17 protein-coding genes are annotated in these 17,481 nt (G+C 64.5%); 9 read left to right on the top strand and 8 right to left on the bottom strand.

Annotation, left to right across the window (positions count from 1 at the left end; genetic code table 11):
- The first annotated feature begins 113 nt into the window (after positions 1-113).
- Positions 114-893, top strand: a complete 780-nt coding sequence (locus M1D78_RS14380; protein WP_437421325.1) for a PhzF family phenazine biosynthesis protein — start codon at positions 114-116, stop codon at positions 891-893.
- A gap of 31 nt (positions 894-924) precedes the next feature.
- Here the strand turns inward: M1D78_RS14380 and mapR are convergent, their stop codons facing one another.
- Both mapR and ccoG read right to left on the bottom strand, forming a co-directional pair.
- Positions 925-2,340 carry a GntR family transcriptional regulator MpaR gene (gene mapR / locus M1D78_RS14375; protein ID WP_437420670.1) on the bottom strand — a complete coding sequence of 472 codons (1,416 nt, stop codon included), beginning with the start codon at positions 2,338-2,340 and terminating at the stop codon, positions 925-927.
- A 93-nt stretch (positions 2,341-2,433) separates the two neighbouring features.
- Positions 2,434-3,840, bottom strand: a complete 1,407-nt coding sequence (gene ccoG / locus M1D78_RS14370; RefSeq protein ID WP_437420669.1) for a cytochrome c oxidase accessory protein CcoG — start codon at positions 3,838-3,840, stop codon at positions 2,434-2,436.
- A 349-nt stretch (positions 3,841-4,189) separates the two neighbouring features.
- On the opposite strand from ccoG, the gene M1D78_RS14365 reads away from it, so the two are divergent.
- The 5 genes from M1D78_RS14365 (at position 4,190) to wrbA (ending at position 7,676) form a co-directional block, all read left to right on the top strand.
- Entirely contained in the window at positions 4,190-4,555 is a 366-nt protein-coding gene (locus M1D78_RS14365) for a CidA/LrgA family protein (RefSeq protein WP_437420668.1), read from the top strand.
- Complete coding sequence (locus tag M1D78_RS14360; protein WP_437420667.1) at positions 4,552-5,262, top strand: LrgB family protein; 711 nt, start codon at positions 4,552-4,554, stop codon at positions 5,260-5,262. Before M1D78_RS14365 ends, M1D78_RS14360 begins: the two co-directional genes overlap by 4 nt.
- 69 nt (positions 5,263-5,331) lie before the next feature.
- Complete coding sequence (locus M1D78_RS14355) at positions 5,332-6,207, top strand: alpha/beta fold hydrolase (protein WP_437420666.1); 876 nt, start codon at positions 5,332-5,334, stop codon at positions 6,205-6,207.
- Positions 6,208-6,334: 127 nt separating this feature from the next.
- Positions 6,335-7,033: a pirin family protein gene (locus M1D78_RS14350; protein ID WP_437420665.1), complete on the top strand. Its 699-nt coding sequence runs from the start codon at positions 6,335-6,337 to the stop codon at positions 7,031-7,033.
- Positions 7,034-7,076: 43 nt separating this feature from the next.
- On the top strand, positions 7,077-7,676 hold the full coding sequence (gene wrbA, locus M1D78_RS14345) for an NAD(P)H:quinone oxidoreductase (RefSeq protein WP_437420664.1): 600 nt from the start codon (positions 7,077-7,079) through the stop codon (positions 7,674-7,676).
- A 40-nt stretch (positions 7,677-7,716) separates the two neighbouring features.
- Here the strand turns inward: wrbA and M1D78_RS14340 are convergent, their stop codons facing one another.
- A complete protein-coding gene (locus M1D78_RS14340) occupies positions 7,717-8,205 on the bottom strand; it encodes a GNAT family N-acetyltransferase (RefSeq protein ID WP_437420663.1) in 489 nt (162 codons plus the stop codon).
- A 120-nt stretch (positions 8,206-8,325) separates the two neighbouring features.
- Here M1D78_RS14340 and M1D78_RS14335 point away from each other — a divergent pair, with 120 nt between their 5' ends.
- The 3 genes from M1D78_RS14335 to mdoH all read left to right on the top strand — a co-directional run bounded on the left by M1D78_RS14335 (position 8,326) and on the right by mdoH (position 13,099).
- Positions 8,326-8,865: a DUF3087 domain-containing protein gene (locus tag M1D78_RS14335; RefSeq protein ID WP_437420662.1), complete on the top strand. Its 540-nt coding sequence runs from the start codon at positions 8,326-8,328 to the stop codon at positions 8,863-8,865.
- A gap of 207 nt (positions 8,866-9,072) precedes the next feature.
- Entirely contained in the window at positions 9,073-10,572 is a 1,500-nt protein-coding gene (locus M1D78_RS14330; protein WP_437421324.1) for a glucan biosynthesis protein G, read from the top strand.
- Entirely contained in the window at positions 10,565-13,099 is a 2,535-nt protein-coding gene (gene mdoH, locus M1D78_RS14325) for a glucans biosynthesis glucosyltransferase MdoH (RefSeq protein ID WP_437420661.1), read from the top strand. Before M1D78_RS14330 ends, mdoH begins: the two co-directional genes overlap by 8 nt.
- Before the next feature lie 3 nt (positions 13,100-13,102).
- Here the strand turns inward: mdoH and M1D78_RS14320 are convergent, their stop codons facing one another.
- The 5 genes from M1D78_RS14320 to M1D78_RS14300 all read right to left on the bottom strand — a co-directional run bounded on the left by M1D78_RS14320 (position 13,103) and on the right by M1D78_RS14300 (position 17,350).
- On the bottom strand, positions 13,103-13,762 hold the full coding sequence (locus M1D78_RS14320) for a c-type cytochrome (RefSeq protein WP_437420660.1): 660 nt from the start codon (positions 13,760-13,762) through the stop codon (positions 13,103-13,105).
- 10 nt (positions 13,763-13,772) lie between these two features.
- A complete protein-coding gene (locus tag M1D78_RS14315) occupies positions 13,773-14,657 on the bottom strand; it encodes a copper resistance protein B (RefSeq protein WP_437420659.1) in 885 nt (294 codons plus the stop codon).
- On the bottom strand, positions 14,647-16,542 hold the full coding sequence (locus M1D78_RS14310) for a copper resistance system multicopper oxidase (protein ID WP_437420658.1): 1,896 nt from the start codon (positions 16,540-16,542) through the stop codon (positions 14,647-14,649). Before M1D78_RS14310 ends, M1D78_RS14315 begins: the two co-directional genes overlap by 11 nt.
- 74 nt (positions 16,543-16,616) lie before the next feature.
- Positions 16,617-17,060, bottom strand: coding sequence for a DUF411 domain-containing protein (locus M1D78_RS14305; RefSeq protein WP_437420657.1), 444 nt, complete (start codon positions 17,058-17,060; stop codon positions 16,617-16,619).
- Between the two features lie 23 nt (positions 17,061-17,083).
- A complete protein-coding gene (locus M1D78_RS14300; protein WP_437420656.1) occupies positions 17,084-17,350 on the bottom strand; it encodes a heavy-metal-associated domain-containing protein in 267 nt (88 codons plus the stop codon).
- Between the last annotated feature and the right edge of the window lie 131 nt (positions 17,351-17,481).

Raw genomic sequence — 17,481 nt, 5'->3', positions numbered from 1 at the left:
CCGCGGGTAAAGCGCCTGGCGCTGTTGCCGGCCGCGCCGGCTGCGGCGACACTGCGGCGTCGCATGCCGGCCGGCGAGCATGCATATGCACGGAGCAAAGGATGAAACTGCCCATCTTCCAGGTCGACGCCTTCACAGACGAAGCGTTCAAGGGGAATCCGGCGGCGGTCGTGCCGCTGGAGAACTGGCTGAGCGACGCGCAAATGCAGGCCATCGCGCTGGAAAACAACCTGTCGGAGACGGCGTTTGTGGTGCGTGAGGGCGACGGTGCGTTCGCGATCCGCTGGTTCTCGCCCATGACGGAGATAGATTTTTGCGGTCATGCCACGCTGGCCAGCGCGTTCGTTCTGCTGGAGCAGCGCCTGGCGACACCACCCTTGACCTTCCGCGCCGCCGCGGTCGGCGATATTCAGGTTCAACAGGTCGAGGATGGGCTGCTGGAAATGGACTTCCCCAACCGCGCGCCAAAACCGGTGGAACACCCGCCAGCCGAACTGCTTAAAGGGCTCGGATTGGCGCCGCAAGCGGTGTTGTGCAGCGGTCAGGCCTGGTTCGCCGTGTATGAGCACGAGGACCAGGTGCGCCAGATTTCACCGGATCTGGCGGCGCTGAAAGCGCTGGCGCCGCTCGACGTGGTGGTCACCGCGCCGGGCGTCGCCCACGATTTTGTCTCGCGTTACTTCTGGCCCGCCAACGGCGGCGACGAAGATCCGGTCACCGGCTCGATTCATGCCGGGCTCGCGCCGTATTGGAGCGACCGCCTGGGCAAAACTTCGTTACGGGCGCATCAGGCGTCGCGGCGTGGCGGCGAGCTGCGGTGTCGTGTCGACGGCGATCGGGTCCGCGTGGCCGGCCATGCCGTGCTCTACCTGCAGGGCAGCATTCATATCTAGCGGCGCACCGGCGCACCGGCGCACCGGCGGCTCAGGGGCGAAAGGATTGGATCATTCGCCCCAGCGATGCCATGGCCTGCTCGCAGCGCGCGTCCCATGGATGCCCATGATTCAGTCGGGCGCAGTTGCCGAAGCGCCGCGTCGCCGAGAAGATCGGCCCCGGCGCCAGGCTGATGCCTTCGGCCAGCGCCATCTGCAGCAGGTGTAGCGAGTCGACCGCTTCGGGAAATTCGAACCATAGAAAGTACCCACCGCTGGGCCGGGTAACGCGGGTGGTGGCCGGGAAATGCCGCGCTGCGGAGGCGAGCATTTCACCCTGCTGACGCTCCAGTGCGTGGCGCAGCCGGCGCAGGTGGCGGTCGTAACCGCCGTGTTGCAGGTAGTCGGCGATGGCGGCCTGGGCCGGCACTGAAGGTGAGAGGGTGGTCATGAGTTTCAGCCGGCTGATGCGGTCGGCGTAGCGGCCACCGGCCACCCAGCCGATCCGGTAGCCCGGCGCCAGGCTCTTGGAAAACGAGCCGCAGTGCATCACCAGCCCGTCGCGGTCATGGCTCTTTACCGGCTTCGGCGGCTCGCGGGTGAAGTACAACTCGGCGTAGACGTCATCCTCAATCAGCGGCACCTGATGCCGCTGGCTCAGCGCATAGAGGCGCTCCTTCTTTGCCTCGCCCATGCTCGCGCCAAGCGGGTTCTGCAGGCTGCTCATGAACCAGCAGGCCTTGATCGGCAGGCTCGCCAGGCTGCTTGCCAGCACGTCCAGATCGATGCCATCTCGCGGGTGGACGGGGATCTCCACGGCCTTGAGCTTGAGGCGTTCCAATACTTGCAGGGTGGCATAGAAGGCCGGCGCCTCGATGGCGACCAGGTCGCCCGGCTCGGTGACCACCTGCAGACAGAGGTTCAGCGCCTCCATCGCGCCGGTGGTGATGACCAGTTCATCCATCGTCAGCACGACGCCGCTGAGCCGGCAACGCAGCGCGATCTGGCGACGCAGGTCGGGGTGGCCGCTGGTCATCTCCGCCACCACCTCGCGCGCCGGCATCTGCCGGACGGTGTGTGCCATCGAGCGTGCCAGGCGCTGCAGCGGGAACAGGTCCGGGCTGGGGAAGGCGGAGCCGAAGGGCACGGTGTCCGGGTCGCGTAGCGAGGCGAGCACGGAGAACACCAGTTCACTGACATCGACTTCGGTGGTCTCGCTCAGGCGCGGGCTGATCTCCGGTTCATGCAGCGGCCGCTTGGCGTGTTCGCGGACGAAATATCCCGAGCGCGGTCGCGCCTGGATCAGGCCGCGATCCTCCAGCAGGTAGTACGCCTGAAATACGGTCGAAGGGCTGACGCCATGGGTACGGCTGGCGTGGCGGACCGAGGGCACGCGCTCACCGGGCGCCAGCACGCCGCTGCGTATCAGCTCGGCGATTTCGTCGGCGAATCGTTCGTAGCGCTTCATTCAGCCGTCTCGCTCGTTCATGTCATGGGGTGCGTGCCGCCCCAGCGATGCTAGGCGGGCACGCGGTGAAGCGATACCCCGTGCTGGCGTGCGTTAGCGGATTCGCGGCGCAATGAAGGTGCTCGGTGCGCTCACATGGCTATTCGGGTCGCCGGCATCGTTGACCTCGAATCGCAGCTCGCCGAGTGGCGTGGCCCGGTCGAGCAGCGCGACGCTCACCGGCACGTCGACGATCTCTCCCGGCGCCAACTTCAGCTCGCGTGGGCCGTTCAATTCGAAGTGACCGTCATCGAGCGCGACCTGATAGCGGCGCGCCTGCTGGGTTTTGTTGATGACCTTGAGGCTGTACATGTTCTCGATCTGGCCGAGCGTATTTTCGCGATACAGCGTGCGGTCGCGCGTCACGTCCAGCGACAGCATCGGTCGAGCCGACAACGCCCAGATGAAGCCGCTGATCATCAAGAGCAGCGCGGCGGCGTAGCCGACCAGCCGGGGGCGCAGCAGGCGGGTGCGGCCGCCGGCCATCGCGCGTTCGGAGCTATAACGAACCAGCCCTCGGGCGTAACCCATCTTGTCCATCACGCTGTCGCACACGTCGATACAGGCACCGCAGCTCAGGCAGTCGAGCTGGAGCCCGTCGCGGATATCGATGCCGGTAGGGCAGACCTGGACGCACAGGGTGCAATCGATACAGTCGCCGAGTCCCTGCGTGCGCGGGTCGCTGTCCTTGCGTCGCGCCCCTCGATTTTCACCGCGGGCGGCGTCGTAGCTGACGATCAGGGTATCCGGGTCGAACATCACGCTCTGGAAGCGCGAATAAGGGCACATGTGGAGGCACACCTTCTCGCGCAGCCAGCCGGCGTTGAGGTAGGTCGCGGCGGTTAAGAAGAACAGCCAGAACGCCTCGGCGGACCCCAGCCGCAGGCTGAACAGATCGACGACCAGCGAGCGCACCGGGGTGAAGTAACCCACGAATGCGAGGGCTGTTGCCAGGCTCACCGCCAGCCAGATGCCGTGCTTGGCGCTGCGCCGCGCGAGTTTCACGAGGGACCAGGGCGCGGCATCGAGCTTGATCCGCTGGTGACGGTCGCCTTCGGTGACGCGTTCGGCCCACATGAAGATCCAGGTCCAGACGCTCTGTGGGCAGGTATAGCCGCACCAGACGCGCCCGGCCAACACTGTGATGAAGAACAGGCCGAAGGCCGCGATGATCAGCAGGGCCGACAACAGAATGAAGTCCTGCGGCCAGAAGGTTGCGCCAAAGATATGAAATTGCTGGCGGCCGAGATCCCAGAGCACGGCTTGCCGGCCGTTCCAGGTGAGCCACTGGGTCGCGAAGAACAGCACCAGCAGGAGCCCGGCGCCTATCCGGCGCAGGTCGCGATAGCGGCCGGTGAAAAACCGTGTGTGGATGGGCCCGCCCGCCTGGGCCGGCGTGAGGCGGATGGGCGAGCGCGCATTGAGCGTGTCGATGAGCGTGGCTGGAATACGATCGTTCATGGGTGGCCCCGTCAGGCAAGTCAGGCGGCCGGGATGATCGGGTGCGAGCCGGTTGCATAACAGGCTCAGGTAACGCGGAAAAATACGGATCAGATGGGCCGGGAGCCAGACGGAACGGGGCTTCTACATCGCCAAGGCCCGGCCCAGCGGGGCGGATGCAGGCGCGCTGTGCAGCCCGTGACTGCACGCTGCGACCTCAGGTCGCGGCGGTCTGAAGGACTGATCCGCTTTTTCCAGCGCGACCTGCGCCTGTTTCGCTGCCCCGGCGCCGGGTAATAGTCCGGGCGTGCCGTCCGGCGCCTGGCGCGGCATGATGGCCGCTTCGATTCATCCGCTGAAGGATTCGTTCATGATTCTCAAAGGGCTGACCTGGCTAGTCGTGCTGCAGCTGCTTGGCAGTGCCATCAATATTTCCGTACTGCCGGCCCTGCCGGGGCCCATCATCGGTATGGTGCTGCTGTTCGTCCTGCTGCTGTTGCGCCGAGGCATTCCCGAGCCGCTGGAAAAGACCGCCGCACTGCTATTGCAATACCTGCCGCTGCTGCTGATCGTCCCGGCCGCTGGAATCATGACCAGCGGCGACGCCTTGTTTGCCGACCTTCCCGCCATTGCCGCCGGGCTGGTGCTGTCGCTGGTAGTGACCGTCCCTTTCTGCGGCTGGCTGATGCAGAAGCTGATCAATCGCATGGACCGTAAAGCGGAGGACCGGGCATGAGCGAAGTCGACTGGCGCAGCGTCTGGGCCATGACGCTGGATCATCCGCTGTTTTCCGTGGCGTTGACGCTCATCGCATTCCAGCTGGCGCTGGCTCTGTATCGGCGCAGCGGCTGGCTGGTGTTGCAACCGGTGCTGGTCGGCATGCTACTGGTGGTCGGCACGCTTTACCTGTGCGGCATCGATTACGCGAGCTACCGGGCCGATGCCTCGATGATCGCAATCTTGGTCGGGCCGGCGACCGTAGCGCTGGCGGTGCCGTTGTACCGGCATATTCGCCGCATCCAGCAGCTGTTCTGGCCGATTGTCATCACGCTGCTTAGCGGCGGAGTCATTGGCGTCGTACTGACGCTGGTAATCGCCCGTGCGCTGGGCGCGGACCTGACGGTGCTGATGAGCCTGTCACCCAAGGCCGCCACCATGCCGATCGCCATGCTGGTGGCCGAGCAGTTGGGTGGCCTGGCATCGCTGGCCGCCGTGTTCGTCATGCTCACCGGCGTCATCGGCACCGCCCTGGGGCCGCTCTTGCTGGGCTGGGCAGGTGTCGATCATCCGGCGGCGCGAGGCTTGAGTTACGGCATCAACGCACACGCCATCGGCACGGCCCGGGCGCTGGAGGAGGGCGACGAATGTGGCGCCTTCGCCGCGCTGGGCATGAGCTTGCTGGGCATTCTGATCGCACTGTTCTTGCCGCTGGCGCTGGGTTGATCAGTCGCTGACCGTTGCGCTTAGTGAATCTGCGCCTAGGCTTAGGATTCATCTCTGAGGAGTGGTCCGATGTTCGAGCAATTCCAGCGCGGCGAATGCGACGTCAACGGCGTGCGGATCAACTATCGCAAGGGAGGCACCGGTCCGCCGCTGCTCCTGCTGCATGGCTACCCGCAAACCCATGTGATCTGGCATCGCATGGCCGACCAGCTGGCGGAGCGTTACACCGTGGTCGCTGCCGATTTGCGAGGCTACGGCGACAGCAGCAAACCGGACGGTGGCGACAACCATGTCGCCTACAGCAAACGCGAGATGGCGCGCGACCAGGTCGAATTGATGCGCCGGCTGGGTTTCGAGCGGTTCGACATTCTCGCGCATGACCGCGGCGCCCGCGTCAGCCATCGCCTGGCCATGGATCACCCAGCGGTAGTTCGGCGGCTGATCCTGCTGGACATTGCGCCGACACTGGCGATGTACAACCAGACCGATGAGACCTTCGCCCGCGCCTACTGGCACTGGTTCTTCCTGATCCGCCCGGCGCCGCTGCCCGAGCGGCTGCTCGAGGCGGACCCGGAGCTTATCCTGCAGACCGCCGTGGCCACGCGCCCGGACCATGCGCATCCCTTCAGTGAGGCCGCCTACGCCGAATATCTGCGTTGCCTGAAGCTGCCCGGTACCGCGCATGCCTTCTGTGAGGATTACCGCGCCAGCGCCGGCATCGACCTTGAGCACGACCGGGAGGACCGCGCTGCGGGCCGGCTAATCGAGGCGCCGTTGCTGGTGCTCTGGGGTTCGCGCGGCGTCATCGAGCGGTGTTTCGATCCCCTGGCCGAGTGGCGTGCCGTGGCGCGGGACGTTCGCGGCCGAGCATTGCCGGCTGGGCACTACCTACCTGAAGAGGTCCCCGACGAAGTATTGGCCGAGACGTTCCAATTCCTTGCGTGACGGCTGATATATCGAGCGAGTAGATATTTTCTAGCGGATAAATGCGCACATATAGCGATCAAGTGAATGGAAGATGGCCGCATTCCGTTACCGGGCGTCGCCCGGCGGCCACACTGGAAACCTGCTCATGATCGAGATTCGTCCTTATGCGTCGCTCGGCACCGCCCACCACGGCTGGCTCGATGCGCACCATCACTTTTCCTTTGCCGATTATCACGACCCGGCGCGCATGCGCTGGGGACGGCTGCGGGTTTGGAACGATGACGTCATCGCACCGCAGTCGGGCTTCCCGACCCACCCGCACCGCGACATGGAGATCATCACCTATGTGCGCAAGGGTGCTATCACGCATGAGGACAGCCTGGGCAATCGCGGCCGCACGGAGGCTGGCGACGTGCAGGTCATGAGTGCCGGCACCGGCATCGCTCACAGCGAGTACAACCTCGAGGACGAAGCCACCGAGATCTTCCAGATATGGATTCACCCGGACCGCGCCGGCCTGCCACCCGCATGGGGCACGCGACCGTTTCCGGAAGGTGAGCGGGCCGGCAGCTTCGTGACCCTTGCCAGCGGCATGCCGGATGACGATGACGCGCTGCCAATACGCGCCGATGCGCGTCTGGTCGCCGCGACACTTCTGGCTGGCCAGGTTGCCGAATACGCGATCGGCACGGATCGCAAGGTTTATCTGGTGCCCGCCAGCGGGCGCATCGAGATTGGCGGGCAGGTCGCGGCGGCGCGCGACGGTGTCGCCGTGCGGGACGAAGAAAGGCTGACGATCAAAGCATTGGAAGACAGCGAAATCGTTTTGGTGGATATCCGCTGAGCGAAACGAACAGATCAATCACAACCAGGAAGAGGAAAGCGAAATGGCGAAAGTTCTCGTGCTGTATCACTCGATGTACGGCCACATCGAAACCATGGCCAATGCGGTAGCCGAAGGTGCGCGCCGCGTGCAGGGTGCCGACGTGACCATCAAGCGTGTGCCCGAAACCATGCCAGCGGAGGCGTTCAAGAATGCTGGCGGCAAGGTCGATCAGCAGGCGCCGGTCGCGAGCCCGGCGGAGCTGGCCGACTACGACGCGATCATCGTCGGCACGCCCACGCGCTTCGGCAACATGTCCAGCCAGATGCGCACCTTCTTCGACCAGACCGGTGGCCTCTGGGCGAAAGGCGCGCTGCACGGCAAGGTGGGGAGCGTGTTCACTTCCACCGGCACCGGTGGCGGCCAGGAGATGACCATCACTTCGACCTGGACCACGCTGGCACATCACGGGATGGTGATCGTGCCGACCGGATACGGCATCAGCGAGTTCTTCGATATCTCCGAGGTCAATGGCGGCACGCCTTACGGTGCCTCGACCATCGCCGGCGGCGACGGCTCGCGGCAGCCGTCGGAAAAGGAGCTGGCCATCGCCCGTTTCCAAGGCGAACACGTCGCAAAGCTGACCACCAAGCTGCTGGGCTGAGTGGGGGGCGACGGCGTACCCCGGTGGCGCGCCGTTGCCCTCAGGGCTTCTCGAACAGCAGCCCGTACATCAATTCATCCACATATCCAGGCTCTAGTGCCCGCTTGTAGGCGGCGCGCTGGGTGCCTTCGTGCTTGAACCCAAACTTTTCATAGAAGGCAATGGCGCGAGCATTGTCCGCCTCGACCGTCAATTCGACGCGGCGTATGCCGGTGCTGCGCAGCCGGGTCAGCACGTCGGTCATCATCGCCTTGGCTATACCGCTTCCGTGCGCGTTCGGGGCGACGGCCAGGGTACCTAGGTAGGCCACGTGCGCGGCGCGCCCGCGGTGCCGTTGCACTTGATAAAAGCCCTGCACCACACCGTCGATCTCGTACACGTAAAAACAGCCGCTTTCAAAAAGCGGATCGAACACTGTGGCGAAGGACTCTCGCGGCATAGAGTCGAAGCCCAAGTACCTCACGACGGGTTCGGCCATGTAAATGTCGTAGACGCGATCGAAATCAGCAGGTGTGACGAGTCGGCGCATATCCATCTCCGTGGGAAGCGATTGCCCTGGAGCAACCGCCGGGCGTGGCAGTGGATAATAATGCGCACCTTGTCGACGCGTCAGACCCTGGCCTCGGGCCGCAAAGGAGGAAACAGCCGGATGGTGATATTCGAGATCGAACCGATGAACCCCGAGCGCTATCGCCAGCAGACGCGGCGCAGCAGCCTCGCTGTCATTGCCACCTTCGCGATAACGGCGATGGGTTTCGCCATGCTGGCTGTGGCCGCGTTTGGGGGACCAGGCGGCGACAACCTTCGCTACAACATCGCGGGTGTGGTGGCAGGATTTCTGGTGACGGCCGCACTGGTGCGCCTGGTCTACGCGCGGCAGCGCTGGATGGCCTGCGCCGTTTATGGCTGGCGCCTCAAGCGCAGCCTGATGCGCATCACCAACCAGATGCACCAGGTCAAGGCTGGGGTAACGGCGGGCGACAGGGACGCGATGCAAGTGCTGCGGTTCTATCACCTCGGGCTGGCACAGATGCACGATCTGGATGGCAACTCCGGTGCGTTGGCTGAGCAGCAAGCCGAGATCGAACAGCATCGCCAGGCCATGCTTGCGCATGGAATCGATATTGAGCAGACGCGGTTGGACGACGTCTGGCTGGCGCATGTCAAAGGATTCCAGGCGTCGCGTTAGGCGGATTAGAGCGGTTTCGACCGTGCGCAACCTGCTGTTTCGATTCCTTTACACCCCGTTGGGAATCATTTGCCATTCCGACAGACCAAAGAGGGCAATCGCTGGCGGTTCACGACCAGCGGCATTCGTGGTCATTCAGGAGGCAAGGTGGCACGGATCATTATGAAATCTGGTAAAGGAGCGCTCGCCACAGCGTTCAGCTTGTCGATGCTGCTGTTGAGCAGCACGGCATGGGCATTTGGCATCGATGACGTGGCGGCAAAAGCCGAAAAGCTCGCGAAGGAAAGCTTCGTCGCGCCACGCAGTAATCTGCAGCCTGTCTTTCGCGACATGAAATACGGCGACTACGAGCAGCTGCGGTTTCGCAACGACAAGGCGCTTTGGCACGACGCCGAGACGCCGTTCGAAGTGCAGTTCTACCATCAGGGCATGCATTTCGACGTTCCGGTGAAGATCAACGAGATCACCGCCAGCGGCGTCAAGGAAGTCACCTACGACCCGGCGATGTTCGATTTCGGCAACGTCGAGGTCGACCCCCAGTCGCTCGAAGGCCTCGGTTTCGCCGGCTTCAAGGTGCTCTATCCGCTAAACGAGAAAGACAAGGCCGACGAGCTGATTTCGATGCTGGGCGCCAGCTACTTCCGTGTGGTCGGCAAGGGCCAGGTCTATGGCCTGTCGGCCCGAGGCCTGGCGATCGATACCGCCTTGCCGGGCGGCGAAGAGTTTCCCTGGTTTCGCGAGTTCTGGCTGGAGCGCCCGCAGGCCGACCGCCGCAACCTCGTCATCTATGCGTTGCTCGATTCGCCGCGCGCTACGGGTGCCTACCGGCTGGTGGTCACGCCCGGCAAGGACAGCACTGTTGATGTCCAGGCACGCGTATTCCTTCGCCAGCCAGTGGAAAAACTTGGCATCGGCGCACTGACCAGCATGTATTTGTTCGGCTCGAACCAGCCCAGCCCGCAGCTTAACTATCGGCCGCAACTGCACGATTCCGACGGCCTTGCGGTGCATAACGGCAACGGAGAATGGATCTGGCGACCGCTGAACAATCCCAAGCGACTGTCGGTCAGCAGCTTCCAGGCGGAGAATCCGCGCGGCTTCGGTCTGCTGCAGCGCACCCGCGACTTTTCCCGTTACGAGGATCTGGACGATCGGTACGAACTGCGCCCGAGCGGCTGGATCGAGCCACGGGGCGACTGGGGCAAGGGCCATGTCGAGCTGATCGAGATTCCCACACCGGATGAGACCAACGACAACATCGTCGCCTTCTGGGTGCCGGACGAGCAGCCTCAGCCGGGCGAGCCGCTGGACTTTGGCTACCTGCTGCACTTCAGCATGAACGAGCCGGGGCTACATGACCCGGAACTCGCCTGGGTCAAGCAGACGCGGTTGTCGACAGGTGACGTCAAGCAATCGAACCTGATCCGCCAGCCAGACGGCACCACCGCGCTGATCGTCGACTTTGTTGGCCCTAACCTGGCCAAGCTGCCAGCCGATGCAATGGTCAGCACGCGGGTGAGCGTCGATGACAATGCCGAGTTGGTGGAAAACAATCTGCGGCACAACCCGGTCACCGGGGGCTGGCGCCTGACGCTGCGCCTGCACGTGCGTGACGCGGCGCGGCCGGTAGAACTGCGTGCGGCACTGGTCGAAGGCGAGAACACGCTTTCGGAAACCTGGACCTACCAGATCCCTGCCAATGAATGACGTCGCCACACCGCCCATCGTCGGCGGCTACCTCGAACAGATGCCAATGACCGCCGAGCAGCGTCGTGCCTTGGCGCAGCAGGCGGAGCAGGGTGGTGCCGCACTGGATGACCTGCATCGGCTGCTGGCAGGCGGCCAGGAGCAGAGTGGTACGGCTGTGGATGCGCCGATGGCAAGCGTCCCGGCGCGCCTGCGGCTCGGCTGGCACGACACCCTGGAGCGTGCAGGCGCGCTCGGGCCGGATCATCAGGGCCGCACATGCATACGTTCGACGCCGCCAATCGTGCGCACGCGCATGGTCCCGGAGCCGTGGCACACCAGCATCCTGCAGCTCCGCTGGTGGCGGCTGCTGTTGCGAAAGAACCGCACCGTCGCCGATGCGCCGGTTGTCGAGCGCACCGGCTGGCGACGGGTCGCGGCCGTGCGCCGGAGCATCCTTCTGCTGCTGATGCTGGTTCAGACGGCGGTCGCCACCTGGCACATGAAGTCGGTATTGCCGTACCAGGGCTGGGCGCTGGTCGACCTGCAGGAGGTCTACCAGCAACCGCTTCAGGAATCGGCGCGGCAGATCCTCCCCTACGTGGTGCAGACCAGCATCTTGCTGCTGTTCGCCTTGCTCTTCTGTTGGGTGTCGGTCGGCTTCTGGACGGCGTTGATGGGCTTCATCCAGCTACTGAAGGGGCGTGACCGCTACAACATCTCAGCCAGCACCCTGGGCGATGAGCCGATCCCGCGCGAGGCCCGCACGGCGCTGGTGATGCCGATCGCCAACGAGGATGTGCCACGGGTGTTCGCCGGCCTGCGCGCCACTTACGAATCGCTCAAGGCTACCGGGCAGATCGCCCATTTCGACATCTTCGTACTCAGTGACAGCAACGACCCGGATACCTGCGTGGCCGAGCAGAAGGCCTGGCTCGAACTCTGCCGGGACGTCGAAGGGTTCGGCCATATCTTCTACCGCCGCCGCCGGCGCCGGGTGAAGCGCAAGAGCGGCAATATCGATGACTTCTGCCGGCGCTGGGGCAGCAGCTATCGCTACATGGTGGTGCTTGACGCGGACAGCGTCATGAGCGGCAACTGCCTGACCAGCCTGGTTCGGTTGATGGAAGCCAACCCGGGCGCCGGCATCATCCAGACCGCACCAAAGGCATCGGGCATGGACACTCTCTATGCGCGCATGCAGCAATTCGCCACGCGCGTCTATGGGCCGCTGTTTACCGCTGGGCTCAACTTCTGGCAGCTCGGGGAATCGCACTACTGGGGCCACAACGCGATCATCCGGGTGAAACCCTTCATCGAGCATTGCGCCTTGGCGCCGTTGCCGGGCAAGGGCTCGTTCGCTGGGGACATTCTTTCGCACGATTTCGTCGAGGCGGCGCTGATGCGCCGTGCCGGCTGGGGAGTCTGGATCGCCTACGACCTGCCGGGCAGCTACGAGGAACTGCCGCCCAACCTGCTCGACGAGCTCAAACGTGACCGCCGCTGGTGCCATGGCAACCTGATGAACTTCCGTCTGTTCCTGGTCAAGGGCATGCACACGGTGCATCGCTTCGTGTTCCTCACTGGGGTGATGTCCTACCTGTCGGCGCCGCTGTGGTTCACCTTTCTCGCGCTCTCGACCGGGTTGCTGGCGATCCACACCCTGATGGTTCCGGAGTATTTCCTGCAGCCCAACCAGCTCTACCCGCTTTGGCCGCGGTGGCATCCACAGGAAGCGATCGCGCTGTTCTCGGCGACGCTGACGTTGCTGTTCCTGCCCAAGCTGCTGAGCGTGCTGCTGATCTGGATTCAGGGCGCCGACGAGTTCGGTGGACGCATCCGCGTGCTCCTGTCGATGCTGCTCGAGACGCTGTTCTCCATGCTCGCCGCGCCAGTGCGGATGCTTTTTCACACGGTGTTCGTGACCGCCGCCTTCCTCGGCTGGTCGGTGCAGTGGAAGTCTCCACAACGTGCCGACAACGCCACGCATTGGGGCGAGGCGCTGCGTCGGCATGGGCCGCAAATGCTGCTCGGTGCGCTCTGGACGGGATTGGTCGCCTGGCTTGATCCAGCGTTTCTCTGGTGGCTGGCCCCCATCGTGGTGTCGCTGCTGCTGTCGGCGCCAGTGTCAGTCCTGACCAGCCGCACCACGCCCGGCCTGGCCACTCGGCGGATGAAACTGTTTCTGATCCCCGAGGAACACCAGCCGCCAACAGAGCTGGCCGCGACGGATCGATACACGGTGCAGAACAACGATGAGGCTCTGCGTGACGGCTTCGTCGCGGCGGCAGTCAACCCAATCTACAACGCGCTGGTCTGCGCCATGGCGCGGGCTCGCCATGCCAAGGCCGTGGCCGCGGCGGATCGCTTGCGCGAGGCGCGCTTGAAGGAAGTGCTGGAGGCGGGGCCGCGCGGTGCCGCTGAAGCGACGCGTTGGCGGTTGCTCAACGACCCGGAGGGTATGTCGCGGCTGCACCGGCGCGTGTGGGAAGACCCGCGCTACAGCAACTGGCGCGAGGCCTATGCAGACGGAGCAGGAACGCGCTGAGCGTCAATGAGCGTGCTCGCTGCCATCGGCATGGTGGTGAGCATCGCTCTCGCCTGCCTCAGCAGGCGTTGCAGAGGGAGCGGCCGGCGCGTGGTGGGTGTTGCCTTCATGACCACTGGTGCCGTGCATGTCGCTTTCGCCGCCGCCGTGCTGATGCCCGCCACTGGTGTCGACCAGCGCTTGGTATTCCTGCGGCGTAAGTGACGGCAACTGCTCGATGAAGGCAACCAGCCCCCAGATGTAGTGATCTTCCATGAACCTTCCCCAGGCCGGCATGCCGGTGGATTTAAGGCCATGTTTGATGACCCAGAAGGTCGCCGCTGGGTCGAACTCATCGGTCGCTTCAGCCAGATTCGGCGGTGCAGGGTAGAGACCCTGGCTCAACTCGTTCGGCGCTACGCCCGGTGCCAGGTGGCAACCGACGCACATGGCAGCGTAGTTGCCTGCACCTGAGCGGATCAGCTCGGTGGTGCCCAACTCCGGAACCTCAAGCTCTGCCGCGCGAACGGCGATGGATCGCTCGCGTGCCATCTCCAGCACCGCGTGAACCGGGGCGGAGTGCGGGGTATCCGCGCCGACGTCATTCACTCCGAAATACACCACCGCGCTGCCCGCGATTGCCACGGCCAATGCGCCCAACGTCAGTGTCAGGATGGCATTCATGTGTCGAGCCTCAGAACCAGAAACGGATACCTGCGAGCAGGCGTGCTTCGCGGGTGTCTTCGTCGTCGGCCCGCTGGAGGTCGGCAGTATTGCCGTAGTAGCGGTTCCAAGTCACGCCGACGTAAGGGGCAAACTGCCGCGAGATTTCGTAGCGCAGGCGCAGCCCGACGCTGGCTTCGGCCAGGCCTGATCCCACGTTACGGGTCTCGTCGTTGCGCCCGTAGAAATTGGCCTCGGCGGTAGGCTGCAGTACCCAGCGCTGGGTCAGCAAAAGATCGTAATCGGCTTCCAGGCGCAGGGCGCTTTGACCGCCTTCGCCAACAAAGGCCGTGGCCTCGGTTTCCAGACCGTACAGCGGCGTGCCTTGAACGCCGAAGGCGGCCCAGGTCTGTGGGGATCCAGGCTTGAAGTCCTGTCGCACGCCTGCGACGGTCTCCCACCATGGGCCGATGGCATGGCTCCAGAGCAGCTGCAGTTCGGCTTCCTCGGTATGCCCATCGGTGCGCTCACCTTCGGAACGAAAGGCCAGGCGGTCGATGTCGCCGCCGTACCACCCGGAAAGATCCCAGGCGAGCGCATTGCCGCCGTCGGCGTCCTGCCACTCCAACTGATCGGCAACAAACAAGAAATGCGCGCCGCCCTGGTGCATGGCATGGGGCGCGAGGTCGGGAAAGGCAGCGCGGCGGTCCGCGTCAGTAATCGTTGGGATGGGCGAATGCACGGCCTCGCCGGGCGGTACGCCGGTGGCTGGCGGCGGGTTGTGGGAGTGGGCGGAATGCCCGCCCGTACTAGCGTTGTGATGATGGCCGTGCCGGCCGTGTTCCATGCCCTGCTGAGCGAGGCTCAGCGGCGCGGTCAGGCTGAGGGCGATCAGTGCCGCGATCCTAATGGTCATGCTGATGCTCCTGCGAAGGCGCCGGGTTGAGGTGAGCCGCTTCTTCGACACGGACCTCGCGAAACATCCCCAGGTCCATGTGCATCAGCATGTGGCAGTGATAAGCCCAGCGGCCGAGCGCATCGGCGGTGACCCGGTAGCTGCGTCGTGACCCCGGCGGCATGTCGATAGTGTGCTTGCGCACCTGGAAGCAGCCGTGCTCATCCTCGAGGTCGCTCCACAATCCGTGAAGGTGGATGGGGTGGTGCATCATCGTGTCGTTGACCAGCACGAAGCGCACGCGCTCGCCGTAGCTCAGCTGGATCGGCTCGGCATTGGCGAACGGGATACCGTCGAATGACCAGGAGAAGCGCTCCATGTGGCCGGTCAGGTGCAACTCGATGGTTCGCGTCGGTGCGCGGCCGTCCGGGTCGGGGAAGCGGCTGCGCAGGTCGGCGTAGGTCAGCACATGGCGGCCGTTGTTGCGCAGGCCAATGCCGGGGTCGTCCAGCTTGGCGACGGGCATCATGGTCTGCATGTCGACCAGCGGGTTGTCTGTCTCGCTGGCTGGGTGCGCTTGCATCTGCCGGTTGCCGTGTGGTGCCGCCGCGTGCGGCATACCCGCATGGTGCATGCCGGCGTGAGGCCCACCCAAATCCGTCTGCCCATGCTCATGCCCATGCCCAGTCGCGCCGTGGCTGCGCTGCTTGTCGCCGTGAGCCATCGCCGGCTGGTTGCCGTGTGAAGTCTTCTCGGAGCCGTGCGCGCCGTGGCCGCCGTGACCCATGTCATCCATGCTTAGCTCTGGGCGTGGGTCGGGCGCAGGCACCGGAGCCTGCAGGCCTCGACGCAAGGCCAACGTGCCGCGCGCGTAGCCGCTGCGATCCATCGATTGGGCAAACAGGGTGTAGGCTTCCTGGCGGCCATCCGGCTCGACGATCACATCGAGGGTTTCGGCGACCGCAAGGCGCACCTCATCGACGGTCACCGGCTCGACATATTGCCCGTCGGCGGCGACCACAGTGAGCTTGAGGCCGGGAATGCGGAAGTCGAAATAGGTCATCGCCGAGCCGTTGATCAGGCGCAGCCGGACGCGCTCACCCGGCTCGAACAGGCCAGTCCAATTACCGTCCGGGGCCTGCCCATTGAGCAGGTAGGTGTAGGTGGCGCCGCTGATGTCGGCAAGATCAGTGGGCGTCATGCGCATCCGCGCCCAGGCCCAGCGCTCGCTCAGGCTGTCGCGCCAGCCCTGCTCGGCCACGTCGCCGATAAAGTCGCCGAGGGTGCGTCGGCCACGGTTGTAGTAGTCGGACTGTTTCTTCAGCGTGTCGAGCACCCGGGCGGGGCTTTCGTCTGTCCAGTCGCTGAGCATGACCACGTAGTCGCGGTCGTATTCGAAGGGCTCAGGTTCGAGCGGGTCGATCACCAGAGGGCCGTAGACGCCCAGCTGCTCCTGGAAAGCCGAGTGGCTGTGATACCAGTAGGTGCCGCTCTGCTTCACCCTGAAGCGGTATTCATACAGGCCGCCCGGGGCGATGCCAGCGAAGCTGAATCCGGGTACGCCGTCCATGTTGGCCGGCAGCAGGATGCCGTGCCAGTGGATGGAAGTGTCCTGAGGGAGGCGGTTGCGCACGCGCAGCGTCACCTCATCGCCTTCTCGCCAACGCAGCAACGGCCCGGGAATACTGCCGTTAATCGCCATCGCGGTGCGCGCACGCCCGCTGAAGTCGACTTCGAGCGAGTCGATGGTCAGGTCGAACTGAGTACCCGCGAGTACGCCCTGTTCGCCGGGCTGGCCGGGGCGCGCCACGGCCCAAGCAGGCTGGCGCCAGATGCCGAGGCCCGCGATGACGCCGCCTGCGGCCAAGCGTTTAATAAAGGTTCTGCGAGAGGCGTGGCTGGGCATTGGCGGCCTGTCTGATCCTGTTGAAGAAAAGCTGCGCCGTCCGTTGCCCTGAAAGCGGCGCTGGACGGCCTTGTTTACTTGGCCGGGTAATCGGCGAGCACGACGTCTTTCCCGGCGTGGGTCAATCCGATGACCTGGTAGGCCTGGGCTGGCTGACCGTAGTCCATCCCCGGCGAGCCGGCCGGCATGCCCGGCGCGGCAACGCCGATGAGATCCTCCCGCTGCTGCAGTTCCATGATCTGCGCTACCGGGACATGGCCTTCTACGAACTTGCCGTCGATCACGCCGGTGTGGCAGGAGCCCAGCCGGGGGGCCACGCCGAGGCGCTGCTTGACCGCGCTCATGTCCTGCTCGACATGGTCACGCACCTCGAAGCCATTGGCTTGCAAGTACTTGATCCAGTCCTTGCAGCAGCCGCAGTTGGCGTCGCGGTGGACGTCAATGACCTCGGCTGCCTGTACGCTGCCAGCCATCAGCAGCGCGGTGATGAGTGCAAACTTCGATGTTTTCGATCGCATGAGAGGTACTCCAATTGAATCAATCAGCGACAACCACAACCCCCGCCGCAACCGCCCTTGCGCGGAGCACCGAAGGTCGCGCCGCTGGCGAGCTGGGCCGGGTAGCCAGCCTCGGTCAGGGTCTCGAGTAGCAGGGCGACGTCGGGGTTGCCGTCGACCTTCACCTGCGCGCCCTCAAGGTCCACGCTCACCGACTCGACGCCAGCCAACGGCGTCAGCGCCTGTGTAACGTGACGAACGCAAGAACCGCAGGTCATGCCTTGAACCTGAAGCACTGTGGTGGTGTTCATAAAAACCTCCGCGAAGCACGCCGGCACATTCCGGCTGGCCAGCATCTTCAACCTTGCCAATATGGCAAGGTCAAGTGCCGTCATGCCTGGCTCTCCAATGGCCCGACGATAGCGCGACGAGGCTTTCGGAA

It is taken from the genome of Pseudomonas sp. SA195, from assembly GCF_054131565.1.
This window is presented reverse-complemented; position numbering and strand designations above follow the sequence as displayed.

Bases quoted from the DNA above. Each gene is read 5' to 3' on its own strand.
- mapR (WP_437420670.1), bottom strand. From the start codon at position 2,340: ATGAAGCGCTACGAACGATTCGCCGACGAAATCGCCGAGCTGATACGC.
- ccoG (WP_437420669.1), bottom strand. From the start codon at position 3,840: ATGAACGATCGTATTCCAGCCACGCTCATCGACACGCTCAATGCGCGC.
- M1D78_RS14365 (WP_437420668.1), top strand. From the start codon at position 4,190: ATGATTCTCAAAGGGCTGACCTGGCTAGTCGTGCTGCAGCTGCTTGGC.
- M1D78_RS14360 (WP_437420667.1), top strand. From the start codon at position 4,552: ATGAGCGAAGTCGACTGGCGCAGCGTCTGGGCCATGACGCTGGATCAT.
- M1D78_RS14355 (WP_437420666.1), top strand. From the start codon at position 5,332: ATGTTCGAGCAATTCCAGCGCGGCGAATGCGACGTCAACGGCGTGCGG.
- M1D78_RS14350 (WP_437420665.1), top strand. From the start codon at position 6,335: ATGATCGAGATTCGTCCTTATGCGTCGCTCGGCACCGCCCACCACGGC.
- wrbA (WP_437420664.1), top strand. From the start codon at position 7,077: ATGGCGAAAGTTCTCGTGCTGTATCACTCGATGTACGGCCACATCGAA.
- M1D78_RS14340 (WP_437420663.1), bottom strand. From the start codon at position 8,205: ATGCGCCGACTCGTCACACCTGCTGATTTCGATCGCGTCTACGACATT.
- M1D78_RS14335 (WP_437420662.1), top strand. From the start codon at position 8,326: ATGGTGATATTCGAGATCGAACCGATGAACCCCGAGCGCTATCGCCAG.
- M1D78_RS14330 (WP_437421324.1), top strand. From the start codon at position 9,073: ATGCTGCTGTTGAGCAGCACGGCATGGGCATTTGGCATCGATGACGTG.
- mdoH (WP_437420661.1), top strand. From the start codon at position 10,565: ATGAATGACGTCGCCACACCGCCCATCGTCGGCGGCTACCTCGAACAG.
- M1D78_RS14320 (WP_437420660.1), bottom strand. From the start codon at position 13,762: ATGAATGCCATCCTGACACTGACGTTGGGCGCATTGGCCGTGGCAATC.
- M1D78_RS14315 (WP_437420659.1), bottom strand. From the start codon at position 14,657: ATGACCATTAGGATCGCGGCACTGATCGCCCTCAGCCTGACCGCGCCG.
- M1D78_RS14310 (WP_437420658.1), bottom strand. From the start codon at position 16,542: ATGCCCAGCCACGCCTCTCGCAGAACCTTTATTAAACGCTTGGCCGCA.
- M1D78_RS14305 (WP_437420657.1), bottom strand. From the start codon at position 17,060: ATGCGATCGAAAACATCGAAGTTTGCACTCATCACCGCGCTGCTGATG.
- M1D78_RS14300 (WP_437420656.1), bottom strand. From the start codon at position 17,350: ATGAACACCACCACAGTGCTTCAGGTTCAAGGCATGACCTGCGGTTCT.